The organism is Pseudomonas kielensis, from assembly GCF_030505375.1.
Taxonomy (GTDB): domain Bacteria; phylum Pseudomonadota; class Gammaproteobacteria; order Pseudomonadales; family Pseudomonadaceae; genus Aquipseudomonas; species Aquipseudomonas kielensis.
In genome coordinates, this window is record NZ_CP130043.1 from 487,416 (window position 1) to 501,823 (window position 14,408).

Genomic DNA, 14,408 nt, shown 5'->3' on the forward strand with positions numbered 1-14,408 from the left:
TTTATTGTGCGCGTTGTAAACGTACTAGAGCAGCACGCTGCGAAATGTCGGGCTGAGCATCAGCAACAATGAACAGACCAGGCCGATACACCACACCAGGCTCCGCTGCCAGGCCAGGTCGGCCCAGTAGCACAGCAAATAGATCACCCGGGCAACCACGAAGACCACCGCCAACCCGTCGATCAGCCACCCCGCCGTCTGCGTGGTGTGCGCCATCAACACCCCCACCGCAAACAGGATGAACGCCTCGAAACTGTTCTGATGGGCCGCCAACGCGCGGGCACCCAATCCGCTCAACTGCGCCTGTTGCTGGCGCGGCAGGTGATTGTTGTAACCGCCCTGCTCTTTCATGGCCTTGGTCACGGGCACACGCGCCACAAAAATCAGCAAGGCGCAGATCAATACGCACCAGAACGGAATACTCATCAGCTCACCTCTTTGTTGACCTCGGGCATTGGCGCCTCAGTAGGGGTATAGACCATTACTTCGAGGACGTCGGAATGAAACTCCCGGCGATACAACACAAACACCACCCCGGCACTCATCGACATGAACAACCAGGGACTGACAAACCAGGCCAGCATGGTCATGCCGAAGTAATAAGAACGCAGGCCAAAGTTGAACTGGTTGGCGGCCATCGAAATCACTCGGGCCGCCCGCGCAGCAAATGCCTTGCGCTCCTGCTCGGAAACATGGCGCTCACCGACCATGGGCGCCGAGCCCACCAGGATCGCGGCGAAGTTGTACTGGCGCATGCACCAACTGAACGTGAAGAAGGCATAGACAAACACCAGCGCCAGGCACAGCAGCTTGATTTCCGACATGCCCTGGGACGCCTGCTGCACCATCGGAATGTCTGCCAGCAACGACACCGCGCGCTCGGAAGCACCGAGTACCGTGAGAATACCGGCGAGAATAATCAGGGTACTGGAGGCAAAGAAGGACGCGTTGCGCTCCAGGTTGCCAATCACGCTGGCGTCGGCAATGCGGTTGTCGCGCAGCAGCATGCGGCGCATCCAGTCTTCACGGTACAGGTGCAATACGCTGGCCAGGCAGGCCGTGTCGCGCCCCTTCCAGTCTGGCATAACGGGTGTAGCCGCCCCAGCAGATGACAAACCAGAGCGCGGCGATAAGGTGGATCAGATTGGCATGGATGAACGACATGTAATTCCCTGTGAAGTTTGAGCGCAGAACCCGTGAGAGCGATCCTTGCATGCTTCGACGTTAGCTCAGGGAAAAAGGCACGGCCATGCGCCCATAAAAAATGCCCCGTATCAGTCGATACGGGGCATTTCGGTTTTCGCTCAAGCCCGCTTGTGGCGGTCGGCGTCAGTTACGCCAAGGCTTCGCTGCGCTTGCCCAGCAGGCGGTCGCAGGCCACTGCCACCACCAGGGTGAAGACGCATGGCACCAGCCACGCCAGGCCTTGTTCGGCCAGCGGCAAGTGGGTCAGTTGAGTCGGCATCCAGTCAGCCAGGCCAGCGCCCTTGAGCGCGTCGATCAGGCCAAACAGGAACGACACCAGCATCACCGGACCGACAATCCGCCCCTGCTCCAGCCAGAAGTCTTTGCAGAAGCTCAGGGCCACCAGCACGATGCACGGCGGGTAGATGGCGGTCAGGACCGGGATCGAGAACGCAATCAGCTTGGTCAGGCCCAGGTTGGACACCACCAGGGAGAACAGCGCCAGGATCACCACCAGGGTCTTGTAGGACAGTGGCAGCACACGGCTGAAGTATTCGGCACAGGCACAGGTCAGGCCGACTGCCGTTACCAGGCAAGCCAGGGAAATCAGTACCGCCAGGAAACCGCTGCCCAGCGAACCGAAGGTGTGCTGCACGTAGGCATGCAGGACGGCAGCGCCGTTGGTTGCGCCCACTGCCACTTCATGGCTGCCGGAACCGAGGCGGAACAGGCTGACATACACCAGCGCCAGGCCCACGCCGGCAATCAGCCCGGCAATGATCGCGTAGCGGGTAATCAGCGCTGGCGACTCGACGCCACGGGAACGAATGGCATTGACGATAACGATCCCGAACACCAAGGCGCCCAGGGTATCCATGGTCAGGTAACCATTGATGAAGCCCTGGGAGAACGGTGCCGCCACGTATTCCGGCGTACCCTGCCCGATATCCCCGGCCGGCAACGCGAACGCGGCGATCCCGAGCACTGCCAGGGCAATGATCTTCAGGGGCGCGAGGAAGCGACCCACGGTGTCCAGCAGACGGCCCGGGTACAGGGAAATGAAGAACACCAGCAGGAAGTACACCGCGCTGTAGAGCAACAGCGCCGCCGGGCTTTCGCCGGTCAGTGGTGCCAGGCCCACTTCGAAGGACACGGTGGCGGTACGTGGGGTAGCGAACAGCGGGCCCACGGCGAGGTAGCAAGCAGCCGCCAGGATGCCACCGGCGATTTTACCGATCGGACTGCTCAGGGCATCCATCGCCCCCCCGACCTTGGCCAGCGCAACGACGGTGATCACCGGCAAACCCACCGCCGTGATCAGAAAACCCAGCGCCGCCATCCAGACATGAGGCCCGGACTGCAAACCGACGATAGGCGGGAAGATGATGTTGCCAGCCCCGACGAACAGGGCAAACGTCATAAAACCAAGTGCCAGAATGTCCTGGCCTTTCAACACTTTCATTAAGGAAATACCACACTACTGAATCGGAATTTAGAGAGGGATTTCCCTGAAGGGTGAGGGAAATGCTGTCGGTCCGTATGGGACTGACCCGTTTAGCGCGCAGCAACCTTGTGGGTCGCAGACGCAAAAATGGCGAGTAGCCTAACGAATTTAAGCGGATAACGCACTGTTAAAGGGCGAACTATCCGATATGCGACATTTCGATGTCGCGTTTTTGCATATAAAGGGTTGGCGCATGTAATTGCGCCTTCGCGAGCAAGCTCGCTCCCACATTGGAATGCGTCCACCTGTGGGAGCGGGCTTGCCCGCGAAGAGGCCAGCACAGCCAACACAAATGCCGGAAACGACAAAGGCCACCCGAAGGTGGCCTTTGTTTGGTGAAGCGTCAGCTAAGCGCGAGGCTTACTTGACAGCCCAACCGGTCAGCTCGGACAAAGCCTTGCCGATGTCTGCCAGCGAACGCACGGTTTTCACGCCTGCGTCTTCCAGGGCAGCAAACTTCTCGTCTGCAGTGCCTTTGCCGCCAGAGATGATTGCGCCAGCATGACCCATGCGCTTGCCCGGAGGAGCAGTCACACCAGCGATGTAGGAAACAACCGGCTTGGTCACGTGTGCCTTGATGTAGGCAGCCGCTTCTTCTTCAGCCGAACCGCCGATCTCACCGATCATCACGATCGCTTCGGTCTTCGGGTCTTCCTGGAACAGCTTCAGGATGTCGATGAAGTTCGAACCCGGGATCGGGTCACCACCGATGCCGACGCAAGTCGACTGACCGAAACCGGCGTCAGTAGTCTGCTTGACAGCTTCGTAGGTCAGGGTGCCGGAACGCGAAACGATACCGACCTTGCCTGGCAAGTGAATGTGACCTGGCATGATGCCGATCTTGCATTCGCCTGGGGTGATCACGCCTGGGCAGTTAGGGCCGATCAGGACTACGCCCAGCTCGTCGCACTTAACTTTAGCGTCCAGCATGTCCAGGGTAGGAATGCCTTCGGTGATGCACACGATCAGCTTGATGCCACCGAAAGCAGCTTCCAGGATCGAGTCTTTGCAGAAAGGAGCCGGAACGTAGATCACGCTGGCGGTAGCGCCAGTGGCGGCTACTGCGTCTTTAACGGTGTTGAACACTGGCAGGCCCAGGTGCTCGGTGCCGCCTTTGCCCGGAGTTACGCCACCCACCATCTTGGTGCCGTACTCGATGGCTTGCTGGGTGTGGAAACTACCTTGCGAACCGGTAATACCCTGGCAGATAACTTTGGTGTCTTTATTGATCAGGACGCTCATTATTTGCCCTCCGCAGCTTTGACAACTTGTTGAGCAGCGTCGGTCAGGCTGGTAGCAGCGATGATGTTCAAACCGCTTTCTGCCAGTACTTTAGCGCCCAGCTCAGCGTTGTTGCCTTCAAGGCGAACAACAACCGGGATTTTCACGCCGACTTCTTTCACAGCGCCAATGATGCCTTCGGCAATCATGTCGCAGCGAACGATGCCGCCGAAGATGTTGACCAGTACGGCCGCGACGTTAGTGTCGGACAGGATGATCTTGAACGCTTCGGTAACGCGTTCTTTGGTAGCACCGCCGCCCACGTCGAGGAAGTTGGCTGGTTTGCCGCCATGCAGGTTGACGATGTCCATGGTACCCATGGCCAGGCCAGCACCGTTGACCATGCAACCGATGTTGCCTTCCAGCGCTACGTAGTTCAGTTCGAACTTGGCAGCGTGCGCTTCGCGCGGATCGTCTTGCGACGGATCGTGGAAAGTCTTCAGCTTAGGCTGACGGTACATGGCGTTGGCGTCGATGTTGATCTTCGCGTCCAGGCAGTGCAGATCGCCGTCAGCCTTGATCACCAGCGGGTTCACTTCCAGCAGAGCCAGGTCGTGATCCTTGAACAGCTTGGCCAGACCTACGAAGATCTTGGCGAACTGAGCAACTTGCTTGCCTTCCAGACCCAGCTGGAATGCCAGCTCGCGACCCTGGAATGGCTGAGCGCCAACCAGTGGATCGATAGTGGCCTTGAGAATTTTTTCTGGAGTGTCGTGAGCGATTTTCTCGATGTCCACGCCACCTTCGGTGGAAGCCATGAACACGATGCGACGGCTCGAACGGTCAACGACAGCGCCCAGGTACAGCTCTTTAGCGATATCAGTGCACGATTCAACCAGGATCTTGGTGACTGGCTGACCATTGGCATCAGTCTGGTAAGTCACCAGACGCTTGCCCAACCACTGTTGAGCGAATGCTTTAGCGTCTTCTTTGCTGCGAACCAGCTTGACGCCGCCCGCTTTACCGCGACCACCGGCGTGAACCTGGGCTTTGACAACCCACTCGCTGCCGCCGATTTTGTCGCAAGCTTCTGCTGCTGCTTCCGGGGTGTCTACCGCGTAACCGGTGGATACTGGCAGGCCGTACTCAGCGAACAGCTGCTTACCCTGATACTCGTGAAGATTCATGCTTATTACCGTCTTCGTTAGGTACTGCGCATTCGGTGCTGCACTGTGGAGTGCCGCACCACCTGTGACTGCTGCTTGCGTAGCCTAAGCTACGCAAGACTGCGTCCAGCGGATATTCCGCGGTGAGTCTTGCATGCAAGGCTCACGACGGGCCATACCGCCGTGGTTTCTTATTGTCTTAACGCTTCTTGCGGTTGGCGATGTGAATGGCGCCGCCATTCACTGCCAGAGCTGCTTCGTGCAAGGCTTCGGACAGGGTCGGATGGGAGAAGACCATCATGCCCAGGTCTTCGGCGCTGGTGCCGAATTCCATGCCGATTGCGCCCTGTTGAACCAGTTCTGCAGCGCTCGGGCCAATCACGTGGACGCCCAATACGCGGTCAGTCTTGGCATCGGCGATCACTTTGACGAAACCGCCGGTATCGTTGGCTGCCATGGCACGGCCACTGGCTGCGAACGGGAAAGTGCCGACGTTAACTTCAACGCCTTCAGCTTTCAAGGCCTGCTCGGTTTTACCGACCCATGCAATTTCCGGGTGAGTATAAATAACCGAAGGGATCAGGTCATAGTTCATCTGGGCCTTGTGGCCCTTGATGCGCTCGACAACCATGATGCCCTCTTCCGAGGCCTTGTGCGCCAGCATCATGCCGCGAACCACGTCGCCGATGGCGTAGACACCCGGCACGGTCGTTGCGCAGTGATCGTCAACATGCACAAAACCGCGCTCGTCGAGGGTCACGCCGCAATCAGCGGAAAGCAGATCAGTGGTCACTGGACGGCGACCAACGGCTACGATCAGCTTGTCGAAGGTGATGGTCTGTTCGCCGTTGGCGTCGGTGTAGGTCACGACCACTTCTTCGCCGTTGACCTTGGAGCCGGTGACGCGAGCGCCCAGCTTGATGTCCAGACCTTGTTTGGTCAGGGTTTTCAGTGCTTCCTTGGAAACGGCGGTGTCGGCAGCCATCAGGAAGGTGTCCAGGGCTTCCAGGACAGTCACTTCAGCGCCCAGACGGGACCATACCGAACCCAGTTCCAGGCCGATCACGCCAGCGCCGATCACGCCCAGACGTTTTGGCACAGCCTGGAATTCCAGGGCGCCAGTCGAATCGACGATCACGTTCTGGTCAACCGGAGCCGGAGGAATGTCGATCGGACGCGAACCTGGCGCCAGGATCACGTTCTCGGCTTCGATGATTTCTACCGAACCGTCAGGCTTGGTGACTTCGACTTTCTTGCCAGCCAGCAGTTTGCCGTGGCCCTGGATCGAGGTCACGCCGTTGGCCTTGAACAGGGTGGCAACACCCGAAGTCAGGCCTTTGACGATGTTGGCTTTACGGCCGACCATCGCTGGAACGTCCATGGTCACGCCAGCGTGGTTGATACCGTGGATCGCGAAGCCGTCTTGTGCTTCGTGGAACTTCCAGGAGCTGTCCAGCAGCGCCTTGGATGGAATGCAGCCGACGTTCAGGCAAGTACCGCCCAGAGCCAGTTTGCCTTCCTTGTCGGTGTACTTCTCGATGCAGGCTGTCGAAAGACCCAGTTGGGCGGCCTTGATGGCTGCTACATAGCCGCCAGGGCCGGCACCGATCACTACTACGTCAAATTTCTGCGACATTGAAAAAAATCCTCTTTAGCGAAAAGCCTGAAGCCGCGAGCCACAAGCCAGACTGCCTTTACCAGCAGCCTGAGGCCTGCAGCTCGCGGCTGCTTCTATCAGATATCCAGCAACAGACGAGCCGGGTCTTCCAGCAGGTTCTTGATGGTCACCAGGAAAGTCACAGCTTCTTTGCCATCGATCAGACGGTGATCGTAGGACAGAGCCAGGTACATCATCGGACGGATTACCACTTGACCGTTGATCGCCATAGGACGCTGCAGAATGTTGTGCATGCCCAGGATCGCTGCTTGTGGCGGGTTGACGATCGGAGTCGACATCATCGAACCGAAAGTACCACCGTTGGTGATGGTGAACGTACCACCGGTCATTTCGTCCATCGACAGTTTGCCGTCGCGGGCTTTCTTGCCGAAGGTGGCGATGCCGCCTTCGATTTCAGCCAGGCTCATCAGTTCGGCGTTACGCAGAACCGGAACCACCAGGCCGCGGTCGCTGGAAACAGCAACACCAACGTCGGCGTAGCCGTGGTAAACGATGTCTGCACCGTCGATCGAAGCGTTGACAGCCGGGAAGCGTTTCAGCGCTTCGGTAGCCGCTTTCACGAAGAACGACATGAAGCCCAGGCGTACGCCGTTGTGGGACTTCTCGAACAGATCCTTGTACTTGGAACGCAGCGCCATGACTTCGGTCATGTCGACTTCGTTGAAAGTAGTCAGCATCGCCATGTTCGACTGAGCTTCAACCAGACGCTTGGCCACGGTGGCACGTACGCGGGTCATCGGAACGCGCTTCTCGATGCGATCGCCAGCAGCGAACACAGGAGCAGCGGCAGCCGGAGCAGCAGCCTTGGCAGGCGCGGCAGCCGGAGCGGCTTTCTTGGCAGCAACGGCTGCAACCACATCTTCCTTGGTCACACGACCGCCTTTGCCAGTACCGGCAACGGAAGCGATGTTGATGCCGTTCTCTTCAGCCAGCTTGCGCGCGGCTGGAGCAGCAACCGGATCGTCTTCGCCAGCAGCAGCCGGAGCAGCGGCTTGTGCGGCAGCAGCAGGTGCCGCGGCCGGAGCGGCAGCAACGCCGCCCGCTTCGATGGAGCCCAGGACTTCGTCGGACAGAACGGTGTCGCCTTCGTTCTTAACGATAGCGCCCAGCACGCCGTCAGCAGTAGCCAACACTTCCAGTACGACTTTATCGGTTTCGATGTCGACGATCAGTTCGTCGCGCTTGACCGCGTCGCCCGGTTGTTTGTGCCAGGTGGCAACGGTGCCATCGGCAACCGATTCCGGGAAAGTGGGGGCTTTGATCTCGATAGCCATTGTCTGTGGTTCCTTAAATTCGGTTTCAGGTGCGCGAAGGCGTTAAACAGTAAAGGCGTCTTGCAGCAGTTTTTCCTGCTGCTCAGCGTGCATCGATGCATAACCACAAGCCGGTGCAGCGGAAGCTTCACGACCGGCGTACTCGAGGACGAGGGCCTTGTTGTGATTGCCAACGATGCGACGCATGTGGTGCTGGCTGCAGTACCAGGCACCCTGGTTCATCGGCTCTTCCTGACACCAAACGATATGCTTGAGGTTGGTGTAAGGCGCCAGGACTTCATTCAAGTCGTCCTCAGGGAATGGATACAGCTGCTCGATACGCACGACGGCGATATCGTCACGGCCTTCGGCACGGCGTTTTTCCAGCAGGTCGTAGTAGACCTTGCCGCTACACAGAACAATGCGCTCGACCTTTTTCGGGTCTTGGGCATCGATTTCCGGAATAACGGTCTGGAACGAACCTTCGGCCAGGTCTTCCAGGGTCGAGATGGCCAGCTTGTGACGCAGCAACGACTTCGGCGTCAGGACTACCAGTGGCTTGCGCAGCGGGCGAATCACCTGACGGCGCAGCAAGTGGTAGATCTGTGCCGGCGTCGTTGGCATGCACACCTGAATGTTGTGCTCGGCGCACAACTGCAGGTAACGCTCCAGACGCGCCGAGGAGTGCTCAGGGCCCTGACCTTCATAACCGTGCGGCAGCAGCATGGTCAGACCGCAGAGACGGCCCCACTTGTGCTCGCCACTGGTGATGAACTGGTCGATAACCACTTGGGCACCGTTGGCGAAGTCGCCGAACTGGGCTTCCCAGATCACCAGCGCGTTCGGCGTGGTGGTCGAGTAACCGTATTCGAACGCCAGTACGGCTTCTTCGGACAGGAACGAATCGTACAGGTCGAAACGTGGCTGGCCTTCGTACAGGTTCTGCAGCGGGATGTAGGTCCCCGCGTCTTTCTGGTTGTGCAGCACAGCATGACGGTGCGAGAACGTACCGCGGCCGATGTCCTGGCCGGTCATGCGGATCGGGTGACCTTCGAACGCCAGGGTCGCGTACGCCATGGTTTCGGCGTAACCCCAGTTGATCGGCAGGCCGCCGGCTTGCATCTTCTGACGGTCTTCGTAGATCTTCGCAACCTGGCGCTGAACCACGAAGCCTTCTGGAATTTCCAGCAGCTTGGCGGACAGTTCCTGCAGGGTCTTGAGATCGAACGTGGTGTCGTGACGCGCAGTCCAGGCGTGGCCCAGGTACGGACGCCAGTCCACGAACAACTCTTTGTTCGGCTCTTTGACCAGGCTTTTCACTACGTGCAGGCCGTTGTCCAACGCGTTGCGGTATTCGTCGACTTTCGCCTGAACACGCTCTGCGTCCATCACACCGCCCTGGGTCAGACGATCGGCATACAGCTCACGGGTGGTGCGCTGTTTGGTGATCTGCTGATACATCAGAGGCTGAGTGCCGCTTGGCTCGTCAGCTTCGTTGTGACCGCGACGACGGTAGCAGACCAGGTCGATCACCACGTCACGCTTGAACTGCATGCGGTAGTCGATGGCCAACTGGGTCACGAACAATACGGCTTCCGGATCATCACCATTCACATGGAGGATCGGCGCCTGGATCATTTTCGCAACGTCGGTGGCGTACTCGGTGGAGCGCGAGTCCAGCGGGTTGCTGATGGTGAAACCAACCTGGTTGTTGATCACGATGTGCACGGTGCCGCCGGTCTTGAAACCGCGGGTCTGCGACATCTGGAAGGTTTCCATGACCACGCCTTGACCGGCGAATGCCGCGTCACCGTGGATGGAGATCGGCAGAACCTTCTCACCGGTAGGGTCGTTGCGACGATCCTGACGGGCGCGAACCGAACCCTCGACCACCGGGGAAACGATTTCCAGGTGGGACGGGTTGAACGCCATGGCCAGGTGAACTTCACCGCCGGCGGTCATTACGTTGGACGAGAAGCCCTGGTGATACTTGACGTCACCGGAACCCAACTCGACCTTCTTCTTGCCTTCGAACTCGTCGAACAGCTCGCGCGGGTTCTTGCCGAAGGTGTTGACCAGCACGTTCAGACGGCCACGGTGGGCCATGCCGATGACGATTTCCTTGGTGCCGTAGGAACCGGAACGCTGGATCAGCTCGTCGAGCATCGGGATCAGGCTTTCGCCGCCTTCCAGACCGAAACGCTTGGTGCCCGGGTATTTGGTGCCCAGGTATTTTTCCAGGCCTTCACCGGCAGTCACGCGCTCGAGCAGGTGGCCCTTGATGTCCGCGGAGTACGTCGGACGGCCACGCACGCTTTCCAGACGCTGCTGGAACCACTGGCGCTGCTCGGAATCGGTGATGTGCGTAAATTCAGCGCCGATGGTGCGGCAATATGTCTGCTGCAACGCTTCGTGAATTTCGCGTAGGCTCGCTTCCTCTTTGCCGATGAACAGGTCGCCGGCACGGAAGGTCGTATCAAGATCGGCATTGGTCAAGCCGTAATGATTGATCGACAGGTCTGCAGGTGCAGGACGCTGCCACAGCCCCAGCGGGTCAAGCTGGGCTGCCTGGTGGCCACGCATACGGTAGGCCTGGATCAATCGCAGCACTTCAACTTGCTTCTTCTCGTGCTCACTGCTCACGCTGCCGGCGGAAACCGGTTGGGCGCGGCGCTGGTTCTTTGCCAGCAGCACAAAATGGTCGCGAATTGTGGAGTGCGAAACATCGATGGCAGAGTTGCCGTCTGTCGGCAACTTCTGAAAGTAGGTGCGCCACTCTTCTGGCACAGCGTTAGGGTCGTGCAGGTAGAGCTCGTAGAGCTCTTCCACATAGGCAGCGTTACTACCGGATAGGTAGGCGCTGTTCCACATGCGCTGCATCACGCTTTCTTGCATGCTTGGTCACCCTCGGTTAGGGGAACACCATCGGCGAAGACACCGAGCGAGCTTGCAGAAGTCCGAGTGCAGCGACCAAAACAAGCCACTTAGGATCACGCTGATAGTCCGGGTACCAGCCCGGATGCCCCTGCTTGTCTCATTTCTTCAAAATAAGAGCTGCAGCTTTATGGGCTACTGCTCTGGTTATAGCCATGGCGCGGGTTGAAGCCCGCGCCTTGGCCTCTACGGGTACAGCGGTCCTACATTTGCTACAGCTGAATCACACGCCGCTTTGCAGAAGCATGTTACGAATGTGACCGATGGCCTTAGTCGGGTTCAGGCCTTTCGGACAAACGTTGACGCAGTTCATGATGCCGCGGCAGCGGAATACGCTGAACGGATCATCCAGGGACGCCAGACGCTCGGACGTCTTGGTGTCACGGCTGTCTGCCAGGAAGCGGTACGCTTGCAGCAGGGCAGCTGGACCCAGGAACTTGTCCGGGTTCCACCAGAAGGACGGGCAGGAGGTCGAGCAGCAAGCGCACAGGATGCACTCGTACAGACCGTCGAGCTTTTCACGCTCTTCAGGGGACTGCAGACGCTCGATGGCCGGAGCCGGCGTATCGTTCTGCAGGTAAGGCTTAACCTTTTCGTATTGCTTGTAGAAGATGCTCATATCGACGACCAGGTCACGGATAACCGGCAAACCTGGCAGAGGACGAACGATCAACTTGTTACCTTTTACGACGGCGGACAGCGGCGTAACGCACGCCAGGCCGTTTTTGCCGTTGATGTTCATGCCGTCGGAACCGCAAACACCTTCACGGCAAGAGCGACGATAAGAGAAACCCTCATCCTGCTCTTTGATCAGGGCCAGCACATCCAGCACCATCAGGTCTTTACCACCGGTATCGACCGAGAATTCCTGCATGAACGGCGCAGCGTCCTGATCAGGGTTGTAACGATAAACGCTGACTTTCAACATGGCGGCCACCCTTAATAAGTCCGAATCTTAGGTTCAAAAGTCGGAACAGTCTTCGGCGAGAAGTTCACAGCACGCTTGGTCACGCGCTTGTCACCCGGGAAGTAGAGGGTGTGGCACAGCCAGTTTTCGTCGTCACGGTCTTCGAAGTCTTCACGGGCGTGAGCACCACGGGACTCTTTACGTACTTCGGCAGCGATGGCGGTAGCTTCAGCCACTTCCAGCAGGTTCTGCAGCTCAAGGGCTTCGATCCGCGCAGTGTTGAACGCCTGCGACTTGTCGTTGATCTTGACGTTGGCGATGCGCACGCGCAGGTCGGCCAACTGGGCAATACCCTTCTGCATGTATTCGCCGGTACGGAATACACCGAAGTAGTTCTGCATGCAGCTTTGCAGTTCGCGACGCAGGGTTGCCACGTCTTCACCGTCAGTACGCTCGTTCAGAGCGGACAGGCGCGCCAGGGCAGCTTCGATATTGGCGTCGGTGGCGTCGTCGTATTCGATACCGTCGGTCAGCGCCTTTTCCAGGTGCAGGCCAGCAGCGCGGCCGAATACCACCAGGTCGAGCAGCGAGTTGCCGCCCAAGCGGTTGGCACCGTGAACCGATACGCAAGCCACTTCACCAACAGCGAACAGACCAGGAATGATCTGATCCACGCCTTCGTCGTTCTGGGTGATCGCCTGGCCGTGAATGTTGGTGGCAACGCCGCCCATCATATAGTGGCAAGTCGGAACAACCGGAACCGGCGCAACAACCGGGTCAACGTGGGCAAACGTCTTCGACAGTTCGCAGATGCCTGGCAGACGACTGTGCAGCACTTCCTCGCCCAGGTGGTCGAGTTTGAGCATTACGTGGTCGCCATTCGGACCGCAACCGTTGCCAGCGATGATTTCTTTAACCATCGAGCGAGCAACCACGTCACGACCGGCAAGGTCCTTGGCGTTCGGAGCATAACGCTCCATGAAACGCTCGCCGTGCTTGTTGATCAGGTAACCACCTTCACCACGGCAACCTTCGGTCACCAGTACACCGGCGCCGGCGATGCCGGTTGGGTGGAACTGCCACATTTCGATATCTTGTACCGGAACGCCAGCACGCAGAGCCATGCCAACGCCGTCACCGGTGTTGATCAGGGCGTTGGTGGTGGAGGCGTAGATACGACCCGCACCGCCGGTAGCCAGAACGGTAGCCTTGGCACGGATGTAGGTGGTTTCGCCGGTTTCGATGCAGATAGCGATAACGCCGACGAACTCGCCTTGAGCGTTTTTCACCAGATCAACAGCGTAGTACTCGTTCAGGAAAGTAGTACCGGCTTTCAGGTTGCCCTGATAAAGGGTGTGCAGCAGCGCGTGACCGGTACGGTCGGAAGCGGCGCACGTACGGGCAGCCTGCCCGCCTTTGCCGTAATCCTTGGACTGACCGCCGAATGGACGCTGGTAGATACGACCTTGTTCGGTACGGGAGAACGGCAGACCCATGTGGTCCAGTTCGAACACCGCGGCCGGGCCTTCCTGACACATGTATTCGATAGCGTCCTGGTCACCGATGTAGTCGGAACCCTTGACGGTATCGTACATGTGCCAGCGCCAGTCATCGTTCGGATCCGCAGAAGCGATGGCGCAGGTGATGCCACCCTGGGCCGATACAGTGTGCGAACGCGTCGGGAAAACCTTGGTGATCACGGCAGTCTTGTGACCGCCTTGTGCCAGTTGCAGCGCTGCGCGCATGCCAGCACCGCCGCCACCAATAATGATGGCGTCGAAAGAAATCGTTGGAATGTTAGCCATGAATCAGATACCCCAGAGAATCTGCACACCCCAGACGAAGTAAGCGAACATCGCAACGCCGCATACTGCCTGGAAAAGGAAACGTACTGCAGTCGCGGACTTGCCCAGCGCCATTGGCGTCAGGTAGTCGGTCGCGATGGTCCACATGCCGACCCAGGCGTGAGCGCCCAGGGCCACCAGGGCCAACAGACTGAAGATACGCATCCAGTTGCTTGCGAACAGCTCATGCCATTGGGCGTAGCCAATGCCTGGGTTCGCAACGAGGTACCCGATCAGGAAAATGAAATAAGCCGCGAGAACGACCGCAGACACACGTTGTGCCATCCAGTCATAGAGGCCCGAACGCGAAAGGTTCGTAACGCTGGTTACCATATCCAAACTCCTGCCAGAACGATCAACACCACGGAAACGGCGATGATAATTTTCGAGCCCAGGCGGCCGCCTTCCAGCGTCTCACCGATGCCCATATCCATGATCAAGTGGCGCACACCGGCTACCAGGTGATACAGCAGAGCGGACAGGAGGCCCCATGCTACGAACTTGGCCAGCGGGCTGGTCAAGCATGCCTTCACCTCGGCGAAACCTTCCTCGGAACCCAGGGATTTGCCCAATGCATACAGCATGAAGCCAAGGCCCAGGAAGAGAATGATGCCGGAAACACGGTGAAGAAACGACGTAACGCCGGTGATGGGGAGTTTGATGGTCCTTAGGTCTAGGTTTACAGGTCGTTGGCTATTCACGGCTTTTTTTTCACA

At 58.5% G+C, this 14,408-nt stretch carries 11 protein-coding genes and 1 pseudogene; all 12 read right to left on the reverse strand.

Annotated features, from left to right (window positions below):
• Positions 1–24 precede the first annotated feature (24 nt).
• Positions 25–426: an MAPEG family protein gene (locus Q1W70_RS02550; protein WP_166590856.1), complete on the reverse strand. Its 402-nt coding sequence runs from the start codon at positions 424–426 to the stop codon at positions 25–27.
• Positions 426–1,164, reverse strand: a pseudogene (locus Q1W70_RS02555) (DUF599 domain-containing protein). Before Q1W70_RS02555 ends, Q1W70_RS02550 begins: the two are co-directional and overlap by 1 nt.
• A gap of 169 nt (positions 1,165–1,333) precedes the next feature.
• Positions 1,334–2,647 carry a branched-chain amino acid transport system II carrier protein gene (gene brnQ / locus Q1W70_RS02560; RefSeq protein ID WP_166590858.1) on the reverse strand — a complete coding sequence of 438 codons (1,314 nt, stop codon included), beginning with the start codon at positions 2,645–2,647 and terminating at the stop codon, positions 1,334–1,336.
• 402 nt (positions 2,648–3,049) lie between these two features.
• Entirely contained in the window at positions 3,050–3,931 is an 882-nt protein-coding gene (gene sucD / locus Q1W70_RS02565; RefSeq protein WP_053156820.1) for a succinate--CoA ligase subunit alpha, read from the reverse strand.
• A complete protein-coding gene (gene sucC, locus Q1W70_RS02570) occupies positions 3,931–5,097 on the reverse strand; it encodes an ADP-forming succinate--CoA ligase subunit beta (protein ID WP_007919879.1) in 1,167 nt (388 codons plus the stop codon). The genes sucD and sucC overlap by 1 nt, the downstream gene beginning before the upstream one ends.
• A gap of 178 nt (positions 5,098–5,275) precedes the next feature.
• The gene (lpdA, locus tag Q1W70_RS02575) at positions 5,276–6,712 is read right to left on the reverse strand and encodes a dihydrolipoyl dehydrogenase (protein ID WP_166590859.1); all 1,437 of its coding nucleotides are present in this window, start codon (positions 6,710–6,712) and stop codon (positions 5,276–5,278) included.
• 98 nt (positions 6,713–6,810) lie between these two features.
• Positions 6,811–8,028, reverse strand: a complete 1,218-nt coding sequence (gene odhB, locus Q1W70_RS02580) for a 2-oxoglutarate dehydrogenase complex dihydrolipoyllysine-residue succinyltransferase (protein ID WP_166590860.1) — start codon at positions 8,026–8,028, stop codon at positions 6,811–6,813.
• A 42-nt stretch (positions 8,029–8,070) separates the two neighbouring features.
• The gene (locus Q1W70_RS02585; RefSeq protein WP_302098610.1) at positions 8,071–10,902 is read right to left on the reverse strand and encodes a 2-oxoglutarate dehydrogenase E1 component; all 2,832 of its coding nucleotides are present in this window, start codon (positions 10,900–10,902) and stop codon (positions 8,071–8,073) included.
• Between the two features lie 262 nt (positions 10,903–11,164).
• Positions 11,165–11,869 carry a succinate dehydrogenase iron-sulfur subunit gene (locus Q1W70_RS02590; RefSeq protein ID WP_046032887.1) on the reverse strand — a complete coding sequence of 235 codons (705 nt, stop codon included), beginning with the start codon at positions 11,867–11,869 and terminating at the stop codon, positions 11,165–11,167.
• 11 nt (positions 11,870–11,880) lie between these two features.
• Positions 11,881–13,653: a succinate dehydrogenase flavoprotein subunit gene (sdhA, locus tag Q1W70_RS02595; protein ID WP_166590862.1), complete on the reverse strand. Its 1,773-nt coding sequence runs from the start codon at positions 13,651–13,653 to the stop codon at positions 11,881–11,883.
• A 3-nt stretch (positions 13,654–13,656) separates the two neighbouring features.
• On the reverse strand, positions 13,657–14,025 hold the full coding sequence (gene sdhD, locus Q1W70_RS02600; protein ID WP_003446906.1) for a succinate dehydrogenase, hydrophobic membrane anchor protein: 369 nt from the start codon (positions 14,023–14,025) through the stop codon (positions 13,657–13,659).
• On the reverse strand, positions 14,019–14,393 hold the full coding sequence (gene sdhC / locus Q1W70_RS02605) for a succinate dehydrogenase, cytochrome b556 subunit (protein ID WP_095167532.1): 375 nt from the start codon (positions 14,391–14,393) through the stop codon (positions 14,019–14,021). Before sdhC ends, sdhD begins: the two co-directional genes overlap by 7 nt.
• Positions 14,394–14,408: the final 15 nt, after the last annotated feature.

Bases quoted from the DNA above. Each gene is read 5' to 3' on its own strand.
- Q1W70_RS02590 (WP_046032887.1), bottom strand. From the start codon at position 11,869: ATGTTGAAAGTCAGCGTTTATCGTTACAACCCTGATCAGGACGCTGCG.
- odhB (WP_166590860.1), bottom strand. From the start codon at position 8,028: ATGGCTATCGAGATCAAAGCCCCCACTTTCCCGGAATCGGTTGCCGAT.
- Q1W70_RS02550 (WP_166590856.1), bottom strand. From the start codon at position 426: ATGAGTATTCCGTTCTGGTGCGTATTGATCTGCGCCTTGCTGATTTTT.
- sucC (WP_007919879.1), bottom strand. From the start codon at position 5,097: ATGAATCTTCACGAGTATCAGGGTAAGCAGCTGTTCGCTGAGTACGGC.
- Q1W70_RS02585 (WP_302098610.1), bottom strand. From the start codon at position 10,902: ATGCAAGAAAGCGTGATGCAGCGCATGTGGAACAGCGCCTACCTATCC.
- sdhA (WP_166590862.1), bottom strand. From the start codon at position 13,653: ATGGCTAACATTCCAACGATTTCTTTCGACGCCATCATTATTGGTGGC.
- sdhD (WP_003446906.1), bottom strand. From the start codon at position 14,025: ATGGTAACCAGCGTTACGAACCTTTCGCGTTCGGGCCTCTATGACTGG.
- lpdA (WP_166590859.1), bottom strand. From the start codon at position 6,712: ATGTCGCAGAAATTTGACGTAGTAGTGATCGGTGCCGGCCCTGGCGGC.
- sucD (WP_053156820.1), bottom strand. From the start codon at position 3,931: ATGAGCGTCCTGATCAATAAAGACACCAAAGTTATCTGCCAGGGTATT.
- brnQ (WP_166590858.1), bottom strand. From the start codon at position 2,647: ATGAAAGTGTTGAAAGGCCAGGACATTCTGGCACTTGGTTTTATGACG.